The 25101-nt window shown below is 70.8% G+C and carries 20 protein-coding genes; 16 read left to right on the top strand and 4 right to left on the bottom strand.

The window, feature by feature from the left end; genetic code table 11:
- A partial coding sequence (locus ACLQ29_RS32330; RefSeq protein ID WP_425775164.1) for a hypothetical protein occupies window positions 1-1556 on the bottom strand: 1556 nt, incomplete at its 3' end.
- 357 nt (window positions 1557-1913) lie between these two features.
- On the opposite strand from ACLQ29_RS32330, the gene ACLQ29_RS32325 reads away from it, so the two are divergent.
- The 4 genes from ACLQ29_RS32325 to ACLQ29_RS32310 all read left to right on the top strand — a co-directional run bounded on the left by ACLQ29_RS32325 (window position 1914) and on the right by ACLQ29_RS32310 (window position 8317).
- Complete coding sequence (locus tag ACLQ29_RS32325) at window positions 1914-5078, top strand: AfsR/SARP family transcriptional regulator (RefSeq protein WP_425775163.1); 3165 nt, start codon at window positions 1914-1916, stop codon at window positions 5076-5078.
- Window positions 5079-5197: 119 nt separating this feature from the next.
- The gene (locus tag ACLQ29_RS32320; RefSeq protein ID WP_425775162.1) at window positions 5198-5776 is read left to right on the top strand and encodes a hypothetical protein; all 579 of its coding nucleotides are present in this window, start codon (window positions 5198-5200) and stop codon (window positions 5774-5776) included.
- Window positions 5777-5899: 123 nt separating this feature from the next.
- Complete coding sequence (gene dnaG, locus ACLQ29_RS32315; protein ID WP_425775161.1) at window positions 5900-7780, top strand: DNA primase; 1881 nt, start codon at window positions 5900-5902, stop codon at window positions 7778-7780.
- Window positions 7781-8317, top strand: a complete 537-nt coding sequence (locus ACLQ29_RS32310; protein ID WP_425775160.1) for a hypothetical protein — start codon at window positions 7781-7783, stop codon at window positions 8315-8317.
- 9 nt (window positions 8318-8326) lie between these two features.
- On the opposite strand, the gene ACLQ29_RS32305 is transcribed toward ACLQ29_RS32310, so the two are convergent.
- Entirely contained in the window at window positions 8327-9346 is a 1020-nt protein-coding gene (locus ACLQ29_RS32305; protein WP_425775159.1) for a TAXI family TRAP transporter solute-binding subunit, read from the bottom strand.
- Window positions 9343-11736, bottom strand: a complete 2394-nt coding sequence (locus ACLQ29_RS32300; protein ID WP_425775158.1) for a TRAP transporter fused permease subunit — start codon at window positions 11734-11736, stop codon at window positions 9343-9345. The genes ACLQ29_RS32305 and ACLQ29_RS32300 overlap by 4 nt, the downstream gene beginning before the upstream one ends.
- A gap of 255 nt (window positions 11737-11991) precedes the next feature.
- On the opposite strand from ACLQ29_RS32300, the gene ACLQ29_RS32295 reads away from it, so the two are divergent.
- Both ACLQ29_RS32295 and ACLQ29_RS32290 read left to right on the top strand, forming a co-directional pair.
- Window positions 11992-12924 carry an ABC transporter ATP-binding protein gene (locus ACLQ29_RS32295; protein WP_425775157.1) on the top strand — a complete coding sequence of 311 codons (933 nt, stop codon included), beginning with the start codon at window positions 11992-11994 and terminating at the stop codon, window positions 12922-12924.
- A gap of 141 nt (window positions 12925-13065) precedes the next feature.
- On the top strand, window positions 13066-13605 hold the full coding sequence (locus ACLQ29_RS32290; RefSeq protein ID WP_425775156.1) for a hypothetical protein: 540 nt from the start codon (window positions 13066-13068) through the stop codon (window positions 13603-13605).
- Window positions 13606-13687: 82 nt separating this feature from the next.
- Here ACLQ29_RS32290 and ACLQ29_RS32285 read toward each other — a convergent pair whose 3' ends face one another.
- On the bottom strand, window positions 13688-13924 hold the full coding sequence (locus ACLQ29_RS32285) for a flavin reductase (protein WP_425775155.1): 237 nt from the start codon (window positions 13922-13924) through the stop codon (window positions 13688-13690).
- A 285-nt stretch (window positions 13925-14209) separates the two neighbouring features.
- Here ACLQ29_RS32285 and ACLQ29_RS32280 point away from each other — a divergent pair, with 285 nt between their 5' ends.
- The 10 genes from ACLQ29_RS32280 to ACLQ29_RS32235 all read left to right on the top strand — a co-directional run bounded on the left by ACLQ29_RS32280 (window position 14210) and on the right by ACLQ29_RS32235 (window position 24722).
- Window positions 14210-15013, top strand: coding sequence for a helix-turn-helix domain-containing protein (locus tag ACLQ29_RS32280; protein WP_425775154.1), 804 nt, complete (start codon window positions 14210-14212; stop codon window positions 15011-15013).
- On the top strand, window positions 15004-15195 hold the full coding sequence (locus tag ACLQ29_RS32275; RefSeq protein WP_425775153.1) for a DUF397 domain-containing protein: 192 nt from the start codon (window positions 15004-15006) through the stop codon (window positions 15193-15195). Before ACLQ29_RS32280 ends, ACLQ29_RS32275 begins: the two co-directional genes overlap by 10 nt.
- A 231-nt stretch (window positions 15196-15426) precedes the next feature.
- Entirely contained in the window at window positions 15427-16224 is a 798-nt protein-coding gene (locus ACLQ29_RS32270) for an ABC transporter permease (protein WP_425775169.1), read from the top strand.
- 8 nt (window positions 16225-16232) lie between these two features.
- Window positions 16233-17042, top strand: a complete 810-nt coding sequence (locus tag ACLQ29_RS32265) for an ABC transporter permease (RefSeq protein ID WP_425775152.1) — start codon at window positions 16233-16235, stop codon at window positions 17040-17042.
- A gap of 63 nt (window positions 17043-17105) precedes the next feature.
- Entirely contained in the window at window positions 17106-18125 is a 1020-nt protein-coding gene (locus tag ACLQ29_RS32260; RefSeq protein WP_425775151.1) for a YihY/virulence factor BrkB family protein, read from the top strand.
- Window positions 18126-18397: 272 nt separating this feature from the next.
- Window positions 18398-19576: an ROK family protein gene (locus tag ACLQ29_RS32255; protein ID WP_425775150.1), complete on the top strand. Its 1179-nt coding sequence runs from the start codon at window positions 18398-18400 to the stop codon at window positions 19574-19576.
- Window positions 19577-19709: 133 nt separating this feature from the next.
- Window positions 19710-21218 (top strand): sugar ABC transporter ATP-binding protein, encoded by a 1509-nt coding sequence (locus tag ACLQ29_RS32250; RefSeq protein WP_425775168.1) that lies wholly within the window; start codon window positions 19710-19712, stop codon window positions 21216-21218.
- Window positions 21215-22342 carry an ABC transporter permease gene (locus ACLQ29_RS32245; protein ID WP_425775149.1) on the top strand — a complete coding sequence of 376 codons (1128 nt, stop codon included), beginning with the start codon at window positions 21215-21217 and terminating at the stop codon, window positions 22340-22342. The genes ACLQ29_RS32250 and ACLQ29_RS32245 overlap by 4 nt, the downstream gene beginning before the upstream one ends.
- A 98-nt stretch (window positions 22343-22440) precedes the next feature.
- A complete protein-coding gene (locus tag ACLQ29_RS32240; protein ID WP_425775148.1) occupies window positions 22441-23493 on the top strand; it encodes a substrate-binding domain-containing protein in 1053 nt (350 codons plus the stop codon).
- Window positions 23494-23546: 53 nt separating this feature from the next.
- Complete coding sequence (locus ACLQ29_RS32235) at window positions 23547-24722, top strand: Gfo/Idh/MocA family protein (RefSeq protein WP_425775167.1); 1176 nt, start codon at window positions 23547-23549, stop codon at window positions 24720-24722.
- Window positions 24723-25101 lie beyond the last annotated feature (379 nt).

Raw genomic sequence — 25101 nt, 5'->3', positions numbered from 1 at the left:
CAGATGCTGTAGAGCGCGCCGTTGCCGCCGATGACGAAGACCTGGAGGCGTCCGTCGGCGTTGGCGGAGATGGCGAGGTCGGCGGTCAGGCCATTGCCGCCGAGGCTGGCCCAGCCGGAGAACGGCCCGTTCGGGGTGCTCTGCCACTTGTGGTAGAGCTTCGAGTCGCCGCCGATGGCGAACAGTTCCATCCGGCCGTCGGGCTTGGTGACGGCCCGGACGGCGCTCAGGTCGGTGCCGTCGAGGTTGGCCCAGGCCGACCAGGGGCCGCTGGTGGTGGTCTGCCAGATGCTGTAGAGCGCGCCGTTGCCGCCGATGACGAAGACCTGGAGGCGTCCGTCGGCGTTGGCGGAGATGGCGAGCTCGGTGGTCAGGTCGTTGCCGCCGAGGCTGGCCCAGTCGGCGAACGGGCCGTTGGCCGTGTTCTGCCACTTGTGGTAGAGCTTCCCGTCCCCGCCGATGGCGAACAGTTCGATCCGGCCGTCCTTCTTCTTCACCGCGCTGAGCGAGCGCAGGTCCGTGCCGCCGAGGTTCGCCCAGGCCGACCAGGGGCCGCTGGTGGTGGTCTGCCAGATGCTGTAGAGGCTGCCGTTGCCGCCGATGACGAAGACCTGGAGGCGTCCGTCGGCGTTTGTGGCGACGTTCAGGTCACTGCTGAGCCCGCTGCCGCCGCGGCTGGTCCAGTCGGAGAACGGACCGTTCACCGTGCTCTGCCACTTGTGGTAGAGCTTCCCGTCACCACCGATCGCGAACAACTCGATCCGGCCGTCCGCCTTCGTCACCGCCGTCGGCGACTTCAGGGCGCTGCCGCCGAGGTTGACCCAGTCGCCGAAGACGCTGTTGGGGGCGGACTGCCAGGTGCTGTGCACCGCGCCGGAACCGCGGGTCTGGAACGCCTGCATCCGGCCGTCCGCGTTCAGCGCCACTGACAGCTTCGTGGCCTGTGGCTTGGCGGGAGTCGGCGGGGAGGCGATCACACCGGTGCGCCGGATCGGCCTGAAACTGTTTAAGTCGTCCCAGTTGTTGAAGCCCAGGTGGCCAAAGTTGTTCTTCGCGTACGGGTTCTGGACCGTCTCGTCTTTGTCGTTGAACGAATAGACGTAGGCGCCCTTTTTGTGGTCGTTCCCGTCCACCCAGAACGCGAAGAGTTCCATGTGGCCCTCGCGCACCATCGCGTCGCCCGGCTGGAAGTCGTCTACACCACCTAGCGTGAACCACATCGAGTTGCCGTCGCGGAGGAAATCCTCGGTGTTGTAGTCCCAACCGTCCGACTTCTTGTTCAGGTGCCAGACCATGGAGACCAGTCCGGAGCAGTCCCGGCGGTACTTGTGGGAACCCTCGTCGTCGGGCGCCGCGACGCTCTGGTCCTGGGTGTACGTGATTCCGCGGTCCACCCAGTCCTGAGCCCGGAGCAGAATCTCGTTGCGACTGATGGGGCCCTCGATTTCGGAGGCCTGGGCGGGGGCCGGCGACAGGCCGACCAGTCCAGTGGCGATCATGGCCAGCGCGGCGATGAGGCTGCTCGCCCGGCGAGTACGACGGAATCGTGACTGCACAAATTTCCCTTCGAGGTGGATGAGTGCCGGGCGGTGGCGACCGGACCGGAAGCATCGAGACCCTTGGCTGGATCTGCTGCGGCCGGTTAAGATCCGCGACACAGGCGTCACCGTGGGTTCCGTCCGAAGTGGTCGGTCCCTGGTGGTCCTGCTATGCGGTTGTGGGTCGGCAACCGTCCCTTCGGATGAGGACACATGAGCCGTGGCACCCCGTTGAGCGGTGTCGCGTGCTGTTCGCGATGACTGGCTGGGGAAACCCTCGCAGCCGGACTCGGTAGCGAACCTGAACGGATCCTTGACAGCGTGGGCGGCCCCGATCGTGGGCCGTGTAGGCACTACGGGCGCGGGGGCGAAGCCGTGGAACTACGGATATTGGGTGACCTGCAGGTTGTGGTCGACGGGCGACCGGTGGAGCTGGGTCCGCCGAAGCAGCGGTTGGTGTTCGCCGCGCTGGCCGTCGACGCGGGTCGCAGCGTGCCGATCGAGGCGCTCGTCGATCGCGTCTGGGACGAGACGCCGCCGGCCGACGCACGCGGCGTCCTGTACACCTACCTGACCCGCATCCGGCGAATCCTGGCCACCGCTCGGTCCGCCGAGGCGGTGCCGATCACCGTGGGTCGTAGCCAGACCGGCTATCTCCTCGCCGCCGATCCGGACCGGGTGGACCTCTACCGGCTGCGCCGCCTCGCCGAGCAGGCCCAGGGCCTGCCGGCGGAGCATCCGGACCGGCCGACCCTGCTCCGGGAAGCGATCGACCTGTGGCGCGGTGAGCCCCTCGACGGTCTGCCCGGCGACTGGGCGTCCCGGGTCCGGGAGGGGCTGCGTCAGCAGCTCATCCGGGTCCTGCTCGACTGGGCCGACAGCGAGATCAGCCATGGCCGGCCCGGCCCGGTCACCGAGCGGCTCACAGTGGCCACTGAGCGAAGCCCGCTCATCGAGCCGCTGGTGCTGAGCCTGATGCGGGCCCTCTACTTCAACGGACGTCGAGCCGAGGCGCTCGACCTGTACGCGCGGACCCGTGTCCGCCTCGCCGACGACCTGGGCATCGACCCGGGCACGGACCTCCAGGACCTGCACCGGGAGATCCTGCGCGGCACCCTGCGGCCACCGGCGGCGCTCACGACCACGGCCCCGACGCCGCTCCCGGAACAGCCGTCGGCCGTCGTGTCGACGCCTGTCGAGACCGAACCGGAGCCACCCCGGCGCAGCAGCGGGGGGCCCGGGTGCCAGCTCCCGGCCGACCTGCCCGACCATGTCGGCTGCGAATCGGAGATCTCCCGTGCGCTGAACGTGTTGCGACCCGACGGCCGGGGCGCCGAGGGCACCGCCGCACCCGTGCTGATCCTCTCCGGTCCGGGTGGGGTCGGGAAGACGGCACTCAGCATCCGACTGGCGTATCTGCTGCGGCACGCGTACCCGGATGGTCAGATCTTCGTCACCCTCGGTGGCCGCGGCCGTGACCCGGGGGAGGCGGTCGACCGGGTGTTGCGGGCCCTCGGCGCCACGAACATCCACCAGCTCCCCACGCTGGCGGACAAGCTCGGGCAGTACCGGGCCATGCTGAGCGGGCGGCACTTCCTCATCGTGCTCGACTCGGCGGTCAGCGCCGAGGAGGTCCGGCCCCTGGTGCCCGGCGGCCCGGGCAGCGCCCTGATCGTGTCCAGTCGGGCCTGGCTGACCACAGTTCCCGGTGCCGAACACATCGAGGTGCCGCTGCTGGATCAGGCCGACTCGGTCCACCTGTTGAATCGCATCATCGGGCCGGAGCGGGTGGCGGCGGAACCGCGGGCTACCGACGCGCTCGTCGAGATGTGCGCGGGGCTGCCGCTGGCCCTGCGGATCGTCGGCGCGCGGATCGCGGCGCGACCGCACCGTCGGATCACCCGCCTGGCCGAGCGGATGCGGGACGAACGTGGGCGGCTCGACGAGATGGCCGCGGACGGCCTGGCCGTGCGGGTCAGCGTCGGGGTCGGCTACCAGGCGCTCGACCCGGCGGCCCGACGGGCGTTCCGGCTGCTCGGCTTCCTCGGGGTGCCGAGCTTCGCGGAGTGGCTGGTGGCAGCGCTCATCGGCGGTTCGGTGGACGAGGCCGAAGAGCTGTTGGAGCAACTTGCCGACGCCCGATTGGTGACGGCCCTGCCCGACCCGACGCACCGGCTGCTCCGCTACCACATTCACGACCTGGTCCGACTGTTCGCCTGGGAACGCGCCGTCGAGGAGGACGCCGACGGTGCGCTGCGCGCCGCGGTGGCCCGGGTCCTGGCCACGGCCACCGAGCTGGGGGAACGGCTCAACCAGCGGCAGCCGTTCGCCGTTCCGCCGCTCTACCGACAGACGCTGCAGCCGGTGGACGTGCCGGCGGTTCAGCTCCCGGCGGACCATCAGTTACCCGGCTGGCTGGAGGTCGAGGCGTCGACACTTATCGTCGCGGTGGAGCGGGCCGCGGAGCTGGGCATGGACGTGGCGGCGTGCGCGCTCGCGGACGCGTTGGTCTACGCGTCCTTCGCGGTCCGGAACGACTTTGTCGGCTGGGGGCGCACCCACGCGGCGGCGTCCGCGGCGGCACGGGCCGCCGGGAACGCCGTCGGCGAGGCGGTGATCGCCTGCGGCATCGCGCTGCTGCGCTACAAGGAGGACCGGTTCGTCGAGGCCGAACAGAATTTCCGGAGCGCCATCGAGCTGTTCGAAGCGGCCGGTCACGAGCACGGGTCGGCCGCGGCGCGCAGCGGGCTCGGCGCTGTGCTGCGCGAGGTCGGCCGGCACCGGGAGGCCGTCCCGCTGCTGACCGCGGCGGCCGACGCGCTGAACCGGATCGGCGGCGACAACGCCGCCGCGCACGCCACCTACGGGATCGGACACTGCCTGCGGGAGCTCGGCGACGACGATGAGGCGATGCGCTTCTTCGTCCGGGCCATGGACGCCTACCGGGCACTCGGTCACGTCCGGGGGGAAGCCATCGCCGCTCGGGGCATCGGCCTCGTGCACCGGGCCCGGGGCGCGCTTGACGACGCGCGGCGCTGGTGCGTCCGGGCCCACGAGATGATCGTGGCGAGCGGTGACGAGCTGCTCGCCTGCTACACCGAGCAGGCGCTGGCGAAGGTGTGGTTCCGGCAGGGGGACGTGGGTCGGGCACTGGCGCCGTTGGAGCGCAGCCTGGCGACGTGCCGCCGGCTGAACGACCGGTTCGGCACCGCGCTGGTCCAGCGGACCGTCGGTGAGCTGCACCTGGCGGCGGGGAGGCCGGAGGTGGCCCTGGAGGCCCTCCGGCTGGCCCACGACGGTTGGATCGAGCTGCACCATGATCTCGGTGCGGCACGTACGCTGCGCGACCTTGGCGCGGCGCACGCCGCGTTGGGCGACGTCGCGTCGGCGCACCGGGTGTGGGAGACCGCTGCGGCGACCTTCGAACGGCTCGGTACCCGGGAGGCCCGCGAAGTGCCAGGCTGGCACGAGCGGTGGCGGTGCGGGTGCGCCGCGACAGCACTGACGGGCCGGATCGTGACCGGAGCGCAGCCGGTGTGAATAGGCTGGCGACCTGGGCTTCCAGGTTTCGTCAAGACCAACCGCAGGCCGCCTCTCTAGCGTCGGACCAGCACCGGGCACCGCCCCGGAGGGCAGTCCGACGAGAGGGAGAAATGATCATGACGATCCGACGCAGCGGCGCGTGCCTGGTGGCGGCGGTGGCGCTGGCCCTGCCGGCGGCCGGATGCGCGCACGACGCGCGCACCGGCGGCGCGGCGAGTGCTCCCGTCCCGTCCTCGTCGGCGCCGGTCGTCTCACCGGAGCCGGCCGCTCCCGGGCCGCAGACGACCGTCACGACCTCCGGCGTCCCCGCGCCACCGGCTTCCGCCTCGGCTCGGCCCGGTACGGGCGCCGGTCGGGCGGTCGACCCGGCCCCGACCAAAACCGGGCCGATCCGTCTCGACGACGAACAACACGTCACCGACACCCCGTCCTGCCGCCCGGAGGTCCTGCTCGCGGCCACCAGAGCGGCAGTGAGCGGCCAAACCGTGCAGGACGTGGCGGTGTTCTCCTGCCGCAACGGCTACGCCCGGTTGATGGCCGTCGCCCCGCAGCCAGCGGAGATCCCCGACGGCCAGATGTTCCTGCACCAGGACGCCAAGGGCTGGCGGGTCGTCGCGCGTGCCTCGGCAGCCACCGACTGCGGTGACACGGGTCTCCAGGCCGCTGTCCAGACTGCCTGCGCCGGCCTGGGCTGACCGCGCGGGGCCCGGCACGCGGGCCGGAACAGCCCAGCCGGCAGCGGTGGCCGCCACACCGGCATCCCCCGGCCGGCGTGTCGTCGGTCCGGCAGGGCAGGATGTACGCCGAGGGGGTGGCGCATGGCTGGGCGGATCCGGGACGAGGACATCGCACTGGTCCGGGAACGCACCTCGATCGGGGATGTGATCTCCGAGACGGTCACCCTCAAGTCGGCGGGTGGCGGCAACCTGAAGGGCCTGTGCCCGTTCCACGACGAGAAGAGCCCGTCGTTCAACGTGTCCCCGGCCCGCAACGTCTGGTACTGCTTCGGCTGCGGGGCCGGCGGCGACGCCATCAAGTTCCTGATGGACGCCGACCACCTCAGCTTCGTGGAGTCCGTCGAACGGCTGGCCGGCCGCGCCGGCATCCAACTGCGCTACATCGAGGACGACAAGGGCACCCCGCGCCCCCGCCCGCAGCAGGGTCAACGTCAGCGTCTGGTCGCCGCGCACGCCGCCGCCGTCGAGTTCTACCGGGCGCAGCTCAGCACGGCCGGGGCCCGGCCGGCCCGCGAGTTCCTGGCCCAACGGGGCTTCGACCGGGCCGCCGCCGAGCGCTACGGCTGTGGCTTCGCGCCGGAGGGCTGGGACCTGCTCACCAAGCACCTGCGCCAGCAGGGTTTCACCCACCAGGAGCTGGTCACCGCCGGGTTGTCCCGGGAGTCCCGCTCCGGCACGCTCATCGACAGGTTCCGCCGTCGGCTGCTCTGGCCGATCCGCGACCTCGCCGGCGACGTGATCGGCTTCGGCGCGCGCAAGCTCTTCGACGACGACGACGGCCCGAAATACCTCAACACCCCCGAGACGCCGATCTACAAGAAGTCGCACGTGCTCTACGGCATCGACCAGGCCAAGCGCGAGATCGCCAAGCAGGGCCGGGCGGTCATCGTCGAGGGTTACACCGACGTGATGGCCTGCCACCTCGCCGGGGTGACGACGGCGGTGGCGACCTGCGGCACCGCGTTCGCCGCGGACCACATCTCCGTCCTGCGGCGGCTCCTGTTCGACAGCGACGAGGTGGCCGGCGAGATCATCTTCACCTTCGACGGTGACGCCGCCGGCCAGAAGGCCGCGCTGCGCGCCTTCGAGGACGACCAGCGGTTCGTCGGGCGCACGTTCATCGCGGTCAGTCCGGACAACATGGACCCGTGCGACCTGCGGCTGGCCAAGGGTGACCTGGCGGTCCGGGATCTGGTCGCCCGCCGTGAGCCGCTCGTCGACTTCGCGCTGCGGCACGTGATCAGCCGCTTCGACCTGGACACCGTCGACGGCCGGGTCGAGGCCATGCGCCACGCCGCGCCGCTCGTCGCGCGACTCAAGGACCGGGAAAAACGCCCGGAGTACGTCCGCAAACTCGCCATGGACCTCGGGATGGAGATCGAGCCGGTGCAGCGGGCGGTGCTCGCCGCCGCCAACACCCCGCCGCCCGGCACCCGCGACGCCGGCCCCGCCGCCCGGCCCGCCTCGGCTCGCCCCGAGCCGGCTCTGGACAGCCCGCAGTCGATGGTCGAGCGGGAGGCGCTGAAGCTCGCCCTCCAGCAGCCGGTCCTGGCCGGGCCGATGTTCGACGCGGTCGAGTCGCCCGAATACCGCCACCCGGTGCACGTCGCGGTGCGTACCGCCATCGCGGCGGCCGGTGGCGCCGCGTCGGCGACCGGCGGCGCGGTCTGGATCGAGTCGGTCCGCGACGCCTGCGACGATCTGGCCGCGGCGGCGCTTGTCGGCGAGCTGGCGGTGGAGCCGCTGCGCATCGACGGCGAACCGGACCCGCGCTACGTGTCGATCACCATGGCGCGGGTGCAGTTCGGGTCGGTGACCGCCCGCGTCCGGGACCTCAAGTCGCGCATCCAGCGGATCAACCCGGTAAACAACAAGGACGAGTACTTCGCCGCCTTCGGTGAGCTGCTGTCCCTGGAGCAGCACGCCCGGGCGCTGCGCGAACAGGCCGCGGGAGGCCTCTAGATGGGACTGTTCAGCCGTAAGCCGAAGCTGCCACCTGCCGACCGGCCACCGCTGGTCGCCGACGAACGGGTGTTGGCCTGGGCGGCGGCCGGCAACGGCGAGGGCGACGGGGTGGTGGTCGCCACCAATCTCGGGCTGTGGCTGCCCGGTCGAGGGCACCGGCTCGGCTGGCACGCCATCCTCAAGGCGGTCTGGTCCGGCCGGCAGCTGACCGTCACACCTGCCGAGACAGTCGCCGAACGCGACGGCTACACGCTTGTCGCCGACGGCCCGGCCGAGACATACCTCCTCCTCGATCCGCAGGAGCTGCCGCACCAGGTGCGGGCACGGGTGACCCGTTCGGTGGCGTACACCGAGCACCAGCAGGTGCCCGGCGGCGCGGCGCGGGTCGCGGCCCGCCGCGTGGCCGGAGCCGACGGTCTGACCTGGACGGTCCGCCTGGATCCCGGCACCCCGGCGGACGACGAGGCGCTGCTGGCCGAGACCGACCGCCTGGTCGGCGTGGCCCGTGCCGCCACCGCGCCGGCTGACAACTGACCGGGCGGGTCAGTTCGCGCCGAGGTCTTTCAGCGCCTTCTCGGCGCCGCGGTGCAGCGGCACCGGCTCGGTCTTGCGGGCGGTCTCCAGCGAGATGCCCCGGGCCGCCGGGTTCGCCTGGGCCAGCGTGTCCCGCTTGTCGAAGACCGTCCGGGTGATCGCGCAGGCGACGTTGGCGTCCAGGTCCTTGCGGACCAACAACACGTTGGGTACGACGATGGTCGGGGTGTCGGTCGCCGTCCGGTACGCGTCCCGGCCGATCGTCCCGGCCTGGTAGGCGGGGCTCAACGCGGTCATCTTCGGCAGCAACGGCGAGATGTCGACGAACTTCACCGAGCTGCCGGCTGTGGTGAACAGGTCGGTGAGGCCACCGGTGGGCAGACCACCGGACCAGAAGAAGCCGTCGACGCTGCCGTCCTTGATCCCCTCGACCGTCTTGGTCAGGTCCAGTCGCTGCGCCCTGATGTCCTTGGCCGGGTCGAGGCCGGCGGCCTCCAACAGCCGGTTGGCGATCACCTCCGTGCCGGACTTCGGTGAGCCGGTGGAGATCCGCTTGCCCCGCATGTCGGCCACGGAGGTGATCCCGGAGCCGTTGCGCACCACCACCTGGGTGTAGTTGTCGTAGATGCGGGTCAGCGCCTCCACCGGCTGCGGCGAGGTGAAGCTGCCCTTGCCCTCGACCGCGTTGACCGCCGTGTCGAACAGCGAGAACGCCACGTCGTACTGACCGCCGACCAACTGCTCGACGTTCTGCACGGAGGCGCCGGTCTCGGCGGCGGTGCCGGAGAGCTTGCCGCCGGTCGCCCCGGACAACTGCCCGGCCAGGGCGTTGCCGACCACGTAGTAGACGCCTGTCGCATTGCCGGTCGCGATGCCGACGCGCGTCTCCTTGGTCACCTCGCAGGTGACCTCGCTGGCCGTGTCGTCCTTGGCCGCGCCGCCCTGCTGACCTCCGCAACCCGCGGTTCCGACCGTGACGAGGGCGAGCACGCTCAGGCCCGCCGCGAGCCGTACGTCGATTCGTCTCACAGTTGTTCCTCCACAGGATTGGCTGGTGATCCGGGCGATGGCCGGCCGGCGGAGCCGCGTCGGACGAACACACCCGCCGCCGCGACGGCGGCCAGCGCCGCGCCGACCGTGACCGGCACGGGTTCGAGCCAGAGCAGTGTGACGCCGGCGAGGGCACCCAGCACCCGTTCCGGGGCGCCGGCCGGACCCACGCCGGGCAGCCAGCCACCGGCGGCGACGGCGAGCACCGCCACGCTGAGGGCGGTGACCGCCGCGGCGAAGGCGATCCGTTGGACGCCACCGATGCCGAGCAGACCGAGCCCGGCCGGCGTGATGACGAAAGCGATCGGGGTCAGATACGCCGGCAGCGCGTACCGCAGGGTCTGCCACATGGTCGGCACCAGCCGGCCGCCGGTGACGGCGGCGGCGGCCACCGCGGCGAGCGCTGTCGGTGGGGACACCTCGGACAGCACCGCGAAGTAGAAGACGAACATCGCCGCCGCCGGCGCGGTGACACCCAGGTCGAGCAGGGCCGGACCGACGATCACCCAACCGATCACGAACGACGCGGTGACCGGCACGGCCAGGCCCAGCAGGGTGAGCGCGACGGCGGCGAACAGCGCGGTGAGCACCAGCACCAGCGTCGGGTCCGAGGTGGCCGCCTGCGCCCCGCCGATCAGCAGCGCCGCCGCCTGCGGCCCGAGGCCGGTCTTCGTGGTGGTCGCCGTGATGATGCCGGCGGCGGCGCACACCGCGGTGACGGCGAGGACGCCGCGTACGCCGGTGACGAGCGCGGTCACCAGCCGGCCCGGGGTGAGCCGGTGCGCGCGGTGCTCGTTCCTGGGGGCGCGGCCGTTTCTGGGGGCCAGGAACGACAACGCGACGGCGAGCACGATGGCGAAGACGACAGCCCTCGTCGCGGACACGCCGACCGCGAGGAAGACGATGATGGCGATCAGCGAGGCGAAGTGGTAGCCGAACCGGGCCAGCAGACGCCAGGGCGAGCCGACGTCGATCACCACGGGGCGTACACCGGAGCGGCGGGCATCGATCTCCACGGCGAGCAGGATGCCGAGGTAGTAGAGCACCGTCGGCACCGTCGCCCAGCCCAGCACCTGGAGGTACGAGACGCCCAGGTACTCGGCGATGATGAACGCCGCCGCACCCAGGGTGGGCGGGGAGAGGATGGCGCCCACCCCGGCCGCGGCCAACATGCCGCCGGCCCGCTCCGGCGGGTAGCCGGCGCGGCGCAGCAGCGGCCAGGTGACCGCGCCGATGCTCACCGTCGTCGCCGCGCCGGATCCGGAGACGGTGCCGAGCAGGAAACCCGAGGCCACCGCCGTCCGGCCGGCTGCGGTACGCGAGCGCCGGAACGCCGCGGCCGACAGCTCGACGAAGAACCGCCCGGCCCCGGACAGCTCCAGCACCGCGCCGTAGATGGTGAACAGCACGATGTACGAGGCGGCCACGTCGAGTGGGGTGCCGTAGAAGCCGCTGTCGGAGTTGTAGAACGCGTCTACCAGCTGACTGAAGTCGAGCCCGGCGTGCGCGACCGGCCAGGACTGCGGCAGCAACCCGCCGTAGTAGCCGTAGCCGAGGAACAGCAGGCAGACCGCGGGCAGGATCCACCCGGTGGTCCGTCGACACGCTTCGAGGAGCAGGAGCAGCAGGACGGTGCCCAGCACCAGATCCGTCGTCGCCAGCAGGCCCTGCCGGTCGAGGAACGCGTTGTAGCCGCCGCCACCGCTGCCGATCCGGATCGGCAGGACGGGGTAGAGACAGGCCGTCACCGCCAGCGCGACCAGGACCCAGTCGGTCACCGTGGGCCGTGTCGAGGCGGGTGGTCGCCGGGCGCGCAGGCGGGCCGGCAGCCGCAGGTCGGCCGGGTAGGCGAGGAAGAGCAGCGGGAGTACGCCGGCCAGGAAGATGATCAGGTAGTACTTGCTGCCCTGCGACAGGGGGCGGAACACCTGCCACAGGGCGAGAGCGCCGACCGCCAGCGCCGCAGCGGTGAGGAGCAGGCCCGCCGGCCCGGAGAGCACCCGACCCGGTTTCTCGTCCTCGAACTGGGCGGCCAGGTCCCGCGTCGCCCGCTCGGCCACGCTGGGCCCGCTCGGGTCGGGCCCGCTCGGGTTGGGCCCGCTCGGGTTGGGCTCGCTCGGGTTGGGCTCGCTCGGGTTGGGCTCGCTCGGGTTGGGCTCGCTCGGGTTGGGCTCGCTCGGGTCGGGCTCGCTCGGGTTGGGCTCGCTCGGGTTGGGCTCGCTCGGGTCGGGCTCGCTTGCGTCGGGCCGGGTCTGGGTGGGCTCGGTCGCGAGGGTGGTGGGGTTGGGCGGGGGGGTGCCGTCGGGTTCGCCGGGCTTCGTCGGGCCGGCTTCCGGTCGTGGTCGGGGTGGCCCGCCGTCGGGGCTCACTGCGGACCCACCGGCGGGAGAGTTGGCTGGTCGGGCAGGTGACGACGAACCATCGGGCGCGCTGATGGGCGACACGAAAGGACGATACACGTCGATTGGCCGACGGGTGGGGCACCGACCGGCGTTTCGTCGCCGTGGTCGGGGTGACCCGGCGGGTCGCGGACGTCGTCGCCTGCCCGTCTCGCGTCGCATGTCCCGGCACCACGGCGCGTATTTGCGTGGAGGGCTGTCGGACCCGGCGGCTAGGGTCGGGCGGTGACTTCGGGGCGGCCACTGATTCAGGCACGCGGGCTGGTGAAGCGGTTCGGCGACTTCACCGCCGTGGGCGGCATCGACGTCGAGGTGCGTTCGGGTGAGGCGTTCGGTTTCCTCGGGCCCAACGGCGCGGGCAAGTCCTCCACCATGCGGATGGTCGGCTGCACGTCCCCACCCAGCGGCGGTGAGCTGCGCATCCTCGGCATGGACCCGGTCGCCGACGGGCCCGCGATCCGAGCCCGGCTGGGCGTGTGCCCCCAGTTGGACAATCTCGACCCGGAGCTGACCGTCCGGGAAAACCTGACGGTCTACGCGCGCTACTTCGGCATCACCCGCCGGGCAGCCCGGGAGCGGGCCGACGAGCTGCTCGACTTCGTCCAGCTCACCGAGCGGGCCGACAGCAAGGTCGAGCCGCTGTCCGGTGGGATGAAGCGTCGGCTGACCATCGCCCGCGCGCTTGTCAACGATCCGGAGATCGTGCTGCTCGACGAGCCGACCACCGGGCTCGACCCGCAGGCCCGGCACCTGGTGTGGGAGCGGCTGTTCCGGCTCAAGCAGCGGGGCGTCACGCTTGTGCTCACCACGCACTACATGGACGAGGCCGAGCAGCTCTGCGACCGGCTGGTGGTGATGGACGGCGGGCGGATCGTCGCCGAGGGCTCCCCCCGAGCGTTGATCGAGCAGCACTCCACCCGGGAGGTGGTCGAGCTGCGCTTTGCCGCCGATTCGCAGGAGCCGTTCGCCCGCAAGCTCGACGGCCTGGGGGAGCGGGTCGAGGTGCTGCCCGACCGGGTCCTGCTCTACGTGCCCGACGGCGACGCGGCGGTCGCCGAGGTCGCCGCGCTCGGGCTCGACCCGGCCAACGTGCTGGTGCGACGCAGCGGCCTGGAGGACGTCTTCCTGCACCTGACCGGCCGCACCCTGGTCGACTGATCGACTCGGCTCCCGCGAAGTCGGGGTGTCGGAGTGGCGCTGACACCCCGACTTCCTGAAAGCCGAGTCGATCATGCGGGCGACAAGTCGACGGGGTCGTCGTAAGGTGACCGGCGGCCTGTCGTACCCCGAAGGAGTTTCATGTCCGATCTGGTGGCCGCCAACCGACGTCAGGCCGGGCTGACCGCCCTCTACCTGGGCATCTTCGCGATGATCTGGTTCAGCGTGCCGGCGGCGGAGCAACCCCTGCGCGCCCTGCTGGTGGTGGGCAGCATCGTCGCACTGCTCGCCGCCGCGCTGGGCGGTGTGCTGTCGGCCCGACTCCGGGGGGCCGGCGTCCCTCGGGACCGGGCGGCCGACCGTCCGTACGTGCTCATCGTCGTCGCCGAGTTCGCTGCCGCCGGCCTGGGCGCCGCCGTGTTGGTCGCCGCCGGTTGGTCGGAGTACGTCCCGGTGCTTGTCTGCCTGGTGGTCGGTCTGCACTTCTTCCCGCTCGCCCCGCTACTGCGCGACCCGCTGCTGCGGCCGCTCGGCGTCGCGCTGTGCCTGGTGGCGGCGGCGGGCCTCGTCACCGGCCTCGCCTCGGCGGTCTCCGCCGGCCTGGTGGTCGGGGTCGGCGCGGGCGTGCTGCTGCTCGCCTACGCCGTGCAGGCGCTGATCCGCGCGTACCGACCGGCCTGACCGGCGGAGGCCGACCGATCGTTGGCAGCCCAGCAGCAATCGTTCCCGCGTGTCGAGCTGCTGAGCTGCCAACGATCACCGCTCAACGGGCTCTGGCCCAGGTGAGGAAGCGGTCTGTCAGCCGTTCGCGACCGGCCTGGCCGGGCAGGTCTCCGGTTGCCTCGCACAGCAGCGCGGCAAGGTAGACGAGCAGGCCGACACGGTCCTCGCGGTATTCGCCGAGCAGCGCCAGCCGGGCCGGGGAGCACGGCCACGCCGCACCGCAGACCCGACAGCGCCAGGAGGGGCGTGCTGCCACGTGCTGGCGGTAGCGGGGCATCAGCGGCTGTCCCGGTCCCGAGTCAACCAGTGGCTGCCGTTCGGGCGGGCGCGTCGCCGGCATCTGAGTCGCACGGGGAACCTCCGTCGGGTGGGAGGGGAGCGCCCCGGGATCGGGGGTCACGGGACGCTCCCGGCCTGGTTCCGCCCACCGTCCGATCCCGTGAGCGGTCCCGCTACGTGACAGTCTGGTGAGGACCCGACTACGGTGGGGGATTCCGCACGCCGACGACCAGGGCGTACGGGGATCGGCCCGGCACGGTACGAAGATGTACGGAGGCTGTCCGTGGAGAGTTCGTCCATGCTGGGGCACTTCGCGGAGGAGCTGCGGCTGGCTCGGGCCGCGACGGGGATGTCGCAGACGGCGCTGGCCGAAGGGCTCAGCTATTCCGGGGCGTTGGTCGCCAAGGTGGAGACGTCCGAGCGCCGGCCGAGTCTGGACTTCGCCCGTCGGTGTGACGTCGTGTTCGGGGCGGACGGCCGCTTCGAACGCATCCAGCAGCGGATCAGCCGGGATGCCGTGGTGCCGTGGTTCCGCGACTGGGCCGGCATCGAGCAGGAGGCCACGGCGCTGCGCTGGTTCGAGCCGCTGTGTGTGCCAGGTCTGTTGCAGACCGAGGGGTACGCCCGCGCACTACTGACCGGCGGCGGGCTGTTCGCGCCGGACGAGATCGAGCAGCAGGTGGCAACCCGTCTGGACCGTCAGGGACTGCTCACCCGCGACCGACCTCCGCTGCTCACTGCCGTGATCGACGAGCACGTGCTCCGGCGCTCCGTCGGCGGGTCGGCAGTGATGCGCGAGCAGATTCAGCACCTGGTGAAACTTGGCTCCGCGCTCCCCAGGGTCCGTATCCAGGTCGTGCCGTCCACTGCCGGTGCCTACGTTGGGCTCGGTGGACCGTTTGTGATTGCTACGTCGCGGCAGGGGGAGGACCTCGTCTACCTCGCGGGACAGCGTCACGGGCAGGTCATCGACCGCGTCGACTACGTCCGTCAGGTGGTCGAGGTATGGGAGTCGATCCGGGGTGAGGCACTATCGCACGGGCAGTCCCTCGATCTCATGGCGGAAGTGGCGGAGACATGGTTATGACCGGTGCCCGGTGGCGCAAGAGCATCCGTAGCGGCCCAGATGGCGGTAACTGCGTGGAGGTTGCCGACAACCTGCCTGGGTTGGTGGCCGTCCGTGACTCGAAGGACCCGACCGGCCCAGTGCTGGCCTTCACGCCCGACGCGTGGCGCGCGTTCGTCGGTTCCGACGCCGTCGGCCGGTAGATAGCGACCACGCCGTCTAGATCGACTCGGTTTCCGGGGAGTCGGGGCATCGCGGGGGCGTTGATACCGCGGCTTCCTGGAAGCCGAGTCGATCAGGGGCCCGCGTCGGGTCGGGGGTCGCGCTGGGCGGGGGCGAATCCGCGGGTTGAAACCCGGGCGACACGTCAAGGGCGGCGTCGTAGGGTGGCCGGCGACCTGTCGTACCCCGGGGGTAGGAAGGTCGGGACGGGGGTGGTCGTGGTGCGGGTGGCGGAGCGGGCGCGGTTGCCGTGGGTGCCGGCGTGGGCGGTGTTCGAGCACTACCTGGTCGGTCTGCGCCGCACCTGGCGGGCCGGCGTGTTCTCCTCGTTCCTGCTGCCGGTGCTGACAGTTGTCGGCTTCGGGGTGGGCGTCGGTGGCTACATCGACCAGGGCGTCGGTGGGGTGCGCTACCTCGACTGGCTGGTCCCCGGGCTGATCGCCTCGACCGCGTTGCAGGTGACGGTCGCGGACTCGACCTGGCCGGTGTTCAGCAACTTCCAGTGGGTCAAGACCTACTTCGCGCAGAGCGCCTCGCCGCTGCGGGTGGGCGACATCGTGCTGGGGCACCTGGCCTTCGTGCTGTTCCGGGTGCTCACCACAATCGCGGCGTTCCTGCTGGTCACCGGGCTGTTCGGGGCGTTGCGCTCACCGTGGGCGGTGGCCACCCTGCCGGTGGTGGCGTTGCTGGGGTTGGCCGTCGCCGCGCCGGTCTTCGCGTACGCCGCGTGGGTGTCCACCGACAATTTTCTCGCGATGCTGTTCCGGTTCGCGATCATCCCGATGACGCTCTTCGCCGGGGTGTTCTTCCCGGTGGAGTCGCTGCCCGACGCGCTGCGGTGGCTGGCGTATGCGACGCCGCTGTGGCACGCCGTCGACCTCTGCCGCGCGGCCACGCTCGGGGTCGCCCCCCAGTGGTCGATCGCCGGGCACCTGCTCTACCTGGCCGCGTGGGCAGGTGTCGGTTGGCCGCTGGCGCTGCGCGCGTTCCGTCGCAAACTCGTCGTCTAGGAGATCCCGTGATCACGCTGGTCCTGCCCCGGCTGGTGGACGTCTCCTCCGCCTCCCGGCGGTCCGCGTCGGTGGTGGGGCGCAACGTCGCGGCGCTGAAGCCGGTCTACTGGCTGCTGCTGCTCTCCGGTTTCGTGGAGCCGCTGCTCTATCTGCTCTCCATCGGCGTGGGCGTCGGCGCGCTGATCGGTGACCTGCCGCTGCCCGACGGGCGGCTGGTGTCGTACGCCGCGTTCGTGGCCCCGGCGATGCTCGCCTCCTCGGCGATGACCGGGGCGATCTCCGAGACCACATTCAACGTCTTCGGCAAGATGAAATACATGAAGCTGTACGACGGGGTGATCGCCACTCCGGTACGGCCGTTCGAGATCGCTCTCGGTGAGCTGGGTTGGGCGATGCTGCGGGGCAGCTCCTACTCGGCCGCCTTCCTCGTGGTGATGGTCGCACTGGACCTGACGACTGTCACCCGTGCGTTGACAGTCCTCCCGGCCGCGATGCTCGTCGGGTTCGCGTTCGGGGGGATCGGCATGGCGGTCTCCACCTTCATGCGCAGTTGGCAGGACTTCGACCTGCTGGGGTCAGCGCAGTTCACCCTGTTCCTCTTCTCCGGCACGTTCGTGCCGGCGCAGGCGTACCCGACCCTGCTGCACTGGCTGATCGAGATCACCCCGCTGTACCGGTCGGTGCACCTGATTCGCTTGCTCGCGTTGGGCAGCGGCGGCTGGGTCTGGTTGCTCGATGTGCTCTACCTGCTGGCGATGCTGGCGGTCGGCCTGCTGGTGGCCTCGCGTCGGATGGGCAGGTTGCTCTACCCGTAGGGGTTACCGGCGCCCGTCGACGGGGCATGTCTGCGGTGACACCACCGACGACGAGGAGGGGCGATGACCTCGGACGAGTCTGCGGCCCACCGGGCGGGCGCCGACGCCAGCGCGCCGGTCGGGCCCGACGCGGGCGCGGACAGCCCCACCGACCTGCCCGGCAGCGGGTGGAAGGCGGCGCTGCGGCGCACCGTCACCGAGTTCCAGGATGACAGCCTGACCGACTGGGCGGCGGCGCTCACCTACTACGGGGTGCTGTCCATCTTCCCCGGCGTGCTGGTGCTGATCTCGATCCTCGGTCTGCTCGGCACGAGCGCCACCGAGGGGGTCAAGGAGACCGTCGACCAGGCGGTGCCGAACGACAGCATCCGGCAGATCATCACCGAGGCGATCACCACGGCGGACAAGAACGGCGGCCTGGCCAGCGTCGCGGCGATCATCGGTGTGGTGGCCGCGTTCTGGTCCGCGTCCGGCTACATCGGCGCGTTCATGCGCGCGTCGAACAGCATCTACGACGTGCCGGAGGGCCGGCCGATCTGGAAGACGCTGCCGATCCGGCTGGGCGTGACCGCTGTGGTCGGGGTGCTGTTGCTGGCCAGTGCGGTGATCGTGGTCTTCACCGGCCGCCTCGCCGAAGCGGTGGGGGACGTGGTCGGCCTCGGCTCGGCGGCGGTCACGGTGTGGGACGTCGCCAAGTGGCCGGTGCTGCTGATCCTGGTCAGCCTGATGTTCGCGATCCTCTACTGGGCCTCACCGAACGCCCGGCACGGCGGGTTCCGCTGGGTCAGCCCGGGTGGAGTGCTGGCTGTGGTGATCTGGCTGGTGATCTCCGGCGTGTTCGCCCTCTACGTGAGCAACTTCGGCTCGTACAACAAGACGTACGGGGCGCTGGCCGGGGTGATCATCTTCTTGGTCTGGCTCTGGCTGAGCAACATCGCGATCCTGCTGGGCGCCGAGTTCGACGCCGAGTTGGAGCGGGGTCGGGCCATCGCGGCCGGTCATGCCGTCGACGACGAGCCGTACGTCGAGCTGCGCGACGACCGCAAGCTCCGCAAGAAGCGCAACGCCGCCGGCCGCCGCTGACGACCCCCGCGCTGACCTGCACCTACCGCCCCGCCATCGGAGATCGACTGGCGGGGCGGTTTCGTGTGTGTCGATGAAACTGCGGGCGAGCGGACGCGGGCGGCGCGTGATCCTTTTCTTGATCGACTAGTAGCTTTTGTTCTTTCGGACAAAAGTTCATCTCGGAACGGTTGAAGCTCTGGACACGCGGTACAGAGCGCTCCTACTGTGTCGGACACAACACTTCGACATTGCGTCGATGTGAACGATGCCAATGAAGAGGTGACCCCCCGGTGCGCACCGACGACCCCCTGCACGTCCGACTGTTGCGGTTGCTCCGCGACGAGGGGGCCGTCTCCCGTGCCGAGTTGGGCGACCGCCTCCAGATGCCGCGCCCGCGCATGCTGGCCGAGCTGGATCGCCTGGTGGCGCTGGGCTACGTCGCCGAGGCGGGGCTCGCCGCCTCCCGGGGTGGGCGCCGCTCGACCCTTGTCGAGCTGAACCCGAAGCTGCGCTTCGCCGCTGTCGACCTCGGTGCGAGTTCGATGGACATCGAGGTGGTCAACGGCCGCCTCGAACCGGTCGCCCAGTACGCCGAGCCGGCCGACATCCGCAACGGACCGAAGGTGACCCTGCAACGGGTCAACGAGTTGCTGCACAAGGCCCGGGTCGACGGCGCGTACGAGCGGCTGGACGCGGTGGGCATCGGCGTCCCCGGCCCGGTCAGCTTCCGCGACGGAGTTCCGGTCTCGCCGCCGATCATGCCGGGCTGGGACCGGTACCCGGTGCGCGAGTTGCTCAGCCGGGAGCACGGCTGCCCGGCGGTGGTCGACAACGACGTCAACATCATGGCGATCGGCGAGCGGCACGGTGGGGTGGCGCACTCGGTGGACGACTTCCTCTTCGTGAAGATCGGCACCGGCATCGGGTGTGGCATCTACCTCACCGGCGAGGTCTACCGGGGCACCGACGGCTGCGCCGGCGACATCGGCCACATCCAGGTCGACTCGGACGGTCCGATGTGTTCCTGCGGCAACGTCGGCTGCCTGGAGGCGCTGTTCAGCGGCGCCGCGCTGGCCAAGGACGCCGCAGCCGCCGCCCGCAGTGGAACGTCGCCGGCGCTTGCCGAGCGGCTGGCGCTGCGGGGGGTGGTGACCGCGCTGGACGTCGCCGAGGGCGCCGTCGAGGGCGACGTGACCTGCATCCAACTGATCCGGGACGGCGGACGGCGGGTCGGCGGAGTGCTCGCCAGCCTGGTCAGCTTCACCAACCCTTCCATGATCGTGATCGGCGGCGGGCTGGCCCAACTCGGGCACATCCTGCTGGCCGAGATCCGCAGCGTGGTCTACCGCCGGTCGCTGCCGCTGGCCACCGGCAACCTGCCGGTCGTGCTGTCCGAACTCGGTGGACGTGCCGGTGTCACCGGCGCGGCGGTGCTCGCCGGCGATGTCGCCTTCGGGGAAGCCGCATGAACCTGATCGAAACCCTGTCGTGAGCGAGGAGGAGACTGTGGCTCTGCCCGAGGATGACCCCGCCACCGCGTCGGCCGAGGCCGTCGCCGAGGCACCGCTGGTCGAGGCTCCCGCCGACACCGTCGCGGGCGAGGTGGTCCTGCGCCTCACCGATGTCGTCAAGACGTTCCCCGGCGTACGCGCGCTCGACGGTGTGCAGCTCGAGGTGCGTGCCGGCGAGGTGCACTGCCTGCTCGGGCAGAACGGCGCCGGCAAGTCGACCCTGATCAAGGTGCTCTCCGGGGTGCACCAACCGGATTCCGGGCAGGTGGAGTGGCGCGGCGAGCCGGCCACGTTCACCAACCCGCAGGCCGCGATGAAGGCCGGGATCGCCACCATCTACCAGGAGCTCGACCTCGTCGAGGACCTGTCGGTGGCGGAGAACGCCTTCCTCGGGCACGAGTACCGCAGCTTCGGCTTCGTCCGGCGCGGCCGGATGGCCCGGCACACCCGGCAGATCCTCAGCCGGCTCGGCCACGGCGAGATCCCGCCCGGCCGGATGGTCAGGTCGCTGCCCGCCGCCGGCAAGCAGATCGTCAGCATGGCCCGAGCGCTGTCGCACGAGGCCCGACTGATCATCATGGACGAGCCGAGCGCGGTGCTGGCCCACGACGAGGTCGGCAACCTGTTCCGGATCATCCGGGAGCTGACCGCGCAGGGCATCGCCGTCATCTACATCTCCCACCGCATGGAGGAGATCCGCGAGATCGGCGACCGGGTCACCGTACTCAAGGACGGTCGGACCACCGCGGCGAACCTGCCGGCGCGCGAGACCCCGACCCGCGACCTGGTCAGCCGGATGACCGGCCGGACCATCGAGTACGTCTTCCCGGACCGGCCGGTCGAGGACCCCGCGGGCGCCGATCTGCTCGAGGTGGAGGGGTTGACCCGCGCCGGCGAGTTCGCCGACGTCTCGTTGAACGTGCGCGCCGGGGAGATCGTCGGCATCGCGGGGCTGGTCGGCTCCGGCCGCTCCGAGCTGCTGGAGACCATCTACGGCGCGCGTCTCGCGGAGGCCGGGTCGGTCCGGATGAACGGGAAGGCGCTGCGTCCCGGCGTCGGCGCCGCCGTGCGGGCGGGCATGGGGATGGCCCCGGAGGAACGCAAGAGTCAGGCGCTGCTGCTCGGCGAGCCGATCTACCGCAACGTCACGCTGGCCACCTTCGGCCGGTACGCGCGGCTCGGCTTCACAAACACCGCCAAGGAGCGCGCCGAGGCGGACCGGATCGCGGAGAGCCTGGAGCTGCGGCCCCGGGACGTCGACCGGCCGGTACGCACGCTGTCCGGCGGCAACCAGCAGAAGGTGGTGGTCGGGCGGTGGTTGCTCGGCGGCACCAAGCTGTTGCTGCTCGACGAGCCCACCCGGGGCGTGGACGTGGGCGCGCGGGCGGAGCTCTACCAGGTCATCCGGGGTCTGGCCGCGCAGGGCGTCGGGGTGCTGCTGGTCTCCAGCGAGGTGCCCGAGGTGCTGGGTCTGGCCGACCGCGTGCTGGTGATGCGGGAAGGGCGGGTCGTGCGTGAAGCAGCGGCCGGCGAACTTGACGAAAACACTGTGCTTGACCTCGTGATGGCGGGGTCCTTGATGGAAGGCGCACCGGCATGAGCGACGCGACTCCCACTCCCACCGCGACACCGGAGCGCCCGCAGCTTCCGGCTCAGTCGCCGCCGGTGGACCCGGCGGAGACGGCGGTGGCCAGCAACAAGGCAGGGTCCACCGGCCGACTGTCCTGGTGGCGCGGCGACGGCGGTGACGGCGCGAAGCGCAACCTCGGCCTGATCGGGGTGCTGGCCGCGCTGATCCTGGTCGGCGCGATCACCAAGCCGGACCTGTACGGCGACCCGAACTGGGTCTGGAACAACGTCCTGGCCATCCTGCAACTCGCCTCGGTCGTCGGCGTGGTCACGGTCGGGATGACCTTCGTGATCATCGGTGGCGGCATCGACCTGTCGGTGGGCGCGATCGTCGCGCTGGCCGGGGTCTGGTGCACCACGGTGGCCACCCAGAGCTACGGCGCCGCCGGCATGATCTTCACCGCCCTCGTGGTCGGCGTCTGCGTCGGCCTCGTCAACGGTGTGCTCATCTCGTACGGTCGGCTGGTCCCCTTCATCGCGACGCTCGCGATGCTGGTGGCCGCGCGTGGCCTCGCGGCGTCGATCTCCAACAAGCAGACCCAGGTGTCGAGCAGCACCTTCATCAACGACATCGCGGCGCGCAAGGTCATCGGTATCCCGATCCTCGTCTACATCCTGGGCGCGGTCGTGCTGGCCGGATGGGTCCTGCTCAACCGCACGACCTTCGGCCGGCGGACGATCGCCGTCGGCGGCAACCCGGAAGCGGCCCGGTTGGCGGGCATCAACGTCCGGCGGCACACCATGCTGCTCTACGCGCTCTCCGGCCTCTGCTGCGGCATCGCGGCGATCATGCTCACCTCGCAGGCCACCTCGGCGCAGGCGGCGATGGCCAACCTGTACGAGTTGGACGCGATCGCCGCGGCGATCATCGGCGGGACGTTGCTCAGCGGTGGCCGGGGCACGATCGTCGGCTCGCTGCTCGGCGTCATCATCTTCGCCACGATCACCAACCTCTTCGCCATCAACGGCCTCTCCATCGAGGCGCAGAACATGGTCAAGGGCGGCATCATCGTCGCCGCCGTCCTGATCCAGCAGTTCCAGTTCAAGTCCGTCACTCGGCTCTTCGCGCGGAACAGGGTCACCACCGCAACCTGACGCACCGCACCGATGTCCCTGGCCAGGTCGAGAAACTCGACACCGGCCGGGCCCCGCACACCCTTACTCACTCAAATCCCGCTCCCAGGAGGTCGTTCATGACCCAGCACAGTCGCGACCTGTCGCGCCGCCGGTTGCTCTTCGGTGGAGCCGCAGTTGGCGCCGCCACCCTGTTGACCGCCTGCACCAGCAACGAAACCCCGGCGGCCAGCACCCAGACCAAGGCCGCCGGCAACGCCGAAGGCAACAACGCCCCGGGCAAGAAGGTCGTCATCGGCTTCTCCGCCCCGGCCGCCGACCACGGTTGGATGGGCGCGATCCACGCCAACGCCAAGGCGCAGGCCGCCGCGTACTCCGATGTGGAGTTCAAGGAGGTCGACGGCGGGTCGAACTCGGAGGCCCAGCGCTCCACGCTCGGCACCCTGATCGCCCAGAAGCCGGACATCATCGTCGTGCTGCCGCACGACGGCAAGGAGGTCAACGCCGTTGCCCTCCAGGCGATGCAGGCGGGCATCCCGATCGTGAACCTCGACCGGGCGTTCCCCGACGCGCTGGCCTCCCGGCTGGTGATCAAGGGCGACAACTACGGCATGGGCGTGTCGGCCGGGCACTTCATCGGCAAGATGCTCAAGGACAAGGGCGTCACCAACCCGATCATCGGTGAGATCGCCGGCCTGGAGATCCCGCTGACCGTCGAGCGCAGCAATGGCTTCAAGGCCGCCCTGGCGACCTACGGGTTCAGTGTGAAGAACCGCCGTTCGGCCGAGTTCACCTCGGACAGCGGCCAGCGCGAGGCGTCCCAGCTGCTCCAGGCGCTGCCGAAGATCGACGCGATCTGGAACCACGACGACGACCAGGGCATCGGTGTGCTCGCGGCCATCAAGCAGGCCAACCGGTCGGAGTTCTTCATGGTCGGCGGCGCGGGCTCCAAGCTCGCGATCGACGCGATCAAGGCCGACAACACGGTGCTCAAGGCGACGGTCACCTACAACCCGTCAATGGCGTCCTCGGCCATCTCGCTCGCTCGGCTCGTCGCGCAGGGTCGGGGCCTGGGCGACCTGACGGAGCTGCAGGTTCCCAAGGAAGTAACCCTGGCCTCGGAAACGATCACCAAGGAGAACGCGAGCAGCTACGACAAGCTCGGGTTCTGACATACGGGGGGAGACCCACCTTGTCCACGACAGACAAAGAACTGCGGGTCGGCATGGTCGGCTACGCGTTCATGGGCGCCGCGCACTCACAGGCGTGGCGCACCGTGAACCGCGTCTTCGACCTGCCGGCGCGGGCCCGGATGGCGTTGATCTGCGGTCGAGACACAACGAAGGTGGCGGAAGCCGCCGATCGTCTCGGCTGGGACGCGTCCACCACGGACTGGCGAGACCTGATCAACCGGGACGACATCGACGTCGTCGACATCTGCACCCCGGGTGACAGTCACGCCGAGATCGCCCTCGCCGCACTGGCCGCCGGCAAGCACGTCCTGTGCGAGAAGCCGTTGGCCAACACGGTGGCGGAGGCACGGGCGATGACCGCTGCGGCGGACCTCGCCCGAGCCTCCGGGGTGCGATCGATGTGCGGGTTCAACTACCGCCGGGTCCCCGCGGTCACGATGATGCGTCAGATGGTCGCCGACGGACGGCTCGGGGTGATTCGACACGTCCGTGCGACGTACCTGCAGGACTGGATCGTGGACCCGCAGTTCCCGCTGGTCTGGCGGTTGCAGAAGGACAGGGCGGGCTCCGGCGCGCTCGGTGACATCGGTGCGCACATCATCGATCTGACCCAGTTCGTCACCGGTCAGCGGATCAGCGGGGTCAGCGCGGTCACCGAGACCTTCGTCAAGGAGCGGCCGTTGCCGGCCGAGTCGAGCGGGCTGGCGGCCACGGCCGACGGCGGTTCCGCGCCCACCGGGCCGGTCACCGTCGACGACGCCGCGGTCTTCGTGGCCCGGCTCGACGGTGGCGCCCTGGCCACGTACGAGGCGAGCCGTTTCGCCACCGGTCGCAAGAACTCGCTGCGCGTCGAGATCAACGGCTCGCTGGGCAGCGTGATCTTCGATCTGGAGCGGCTCAACGAGCTGGAGTTCTACGACGCCACCCGGCCCAGCGTGGAACAGGGTTTCAGCCGCATCCTGGTGACCGAGGGCGACCACCCGTACATGTCGGCGTGGTGGCCGCCGGGCCACATCATCGGCTACGAGCACTCGTTCACGCACGAGATGCGCGACTTCATCGAGGCGGTCGCCACCGGCGTCGACCCGACTCCCTCCTTCGCCGACGCGTTGCAGGTCCAGCTGGTGCTGGACGCGGTGACCCGCTCGGCGGAGCTCGGCTCCTCCTGGACCGAGGTGGAACCGGCGCTGGTCACAGCCGCCGCCTGACCTTTGACCATCCGCGATGGCGGTGTTCGCACCGCCATCGCCCGACCGGCTTTCCGAAGCCGACCGGCGAGGGACCGACCGCGGATTGCGCCCCGCGGTCGGGACGAGGTCGGCAGCGGAGAGCGTGCGGCCGGGCCTTACGGCCCGGTGGCGCACGAGCAGGACGGTCGTCCGGTGCGACCGGACCGGGATTCCCCGGCCGCACCGGAGGACCGCCACCCATCGGTGGAGACCGGATTCGGGGGAGGCAGGGTCGAGACGCCGACCCGACCCTGCCTACCAGCCCCGTCTGCCCGCACCCGTACCGGGAGCCGGTCCGGCGTCGTCGCCGCCGACGCCGACGTCGGAAACCGGTGTCATCCCGGTGCGGGGCGGGCGG

Source organism: Micromonospora sp. DT228 (assembly GCF_049841595.1).
GTDB lineage: Bacteria > Actinomycetota > Actinomycetes > Mycobacteriales > Micromonosporaceae > Micromonospora.
Note: the sequence above shows the minus strand (reverse complement) of the source record. Positions and strands in the feature narration are given on the sequence as shown.

Coding starts and splice junctions, on each gene's coding strand:
- ACLQ29_RS32320 (WP_425775162.1), top strand. CDS start 5,198: ATGACGATCCGACGCAGCGGCGCGTGCCTGGTGGCGGCGGTGGCGCTG.
- dnaG (WP_425775161.1), top strand. CDS start 5,900: ATGGCTGGGCGGATCCGGGACGAGGACATCGCACTGGTCCGGGAACGC.
- ACLQ29_RS32310 (WP_425775160.1), top strand. CDS start 7,781: ATGGGACTGTTCAGCCGTAAGCCGAAGCTGCCACCTGCCGACCGGCCA.
- ACLQ29_RS32290 (WP_425775156.1), top strand. CDS start 13,066: ATGTCCGATCTGGTGGCCGCCAACCGACGTCAGGCCGGGCTGACCGCC.
- ACLQ29_RS32285 (WP_425775155.1), bottom strand. CDS start 13,924: ATGCCCCGCTACCGCCAGCACGTGGCAGCACGCCCCTCCTGGCGCTGT.
- ACLQ29_RS32275 (WP_425775153.1), top strand. CDS start 15,004: ATGGTTATGACCGGTGCCCGGTGGCGCAAGAGCATCCGTAGCGGCCCA.
- ACLQ29_RS32260 (WP_425775151.1), top strand. CDS start 17,106: ATGACCTCGGACGAGTCTGCGGCCCACCGGGCGGGCGCCGACGCCAGC.
- ACLQ29_RS32245 (WP_425775149.1), top strand. CDS start 21,215: ATGAGCGACGCGACTCCCACTCCCACCGCGACACCGGAGCGCCCGCAG.
- ACLQ29_RS32240 (WP_425775148.1), top strand. CDS start 22,441: ATGACCCAGCACAGTCGCGACCTGTCGCGCCGCCGGTTGCTCTTCGGT.
- ACLQ29_RS32235 (WP_425775167.1), top strand. CDS start 23,547: ATGGTCGGCTACGCGTTCATGGGCGCCGCGCACTCACAGGCGTGGCGC.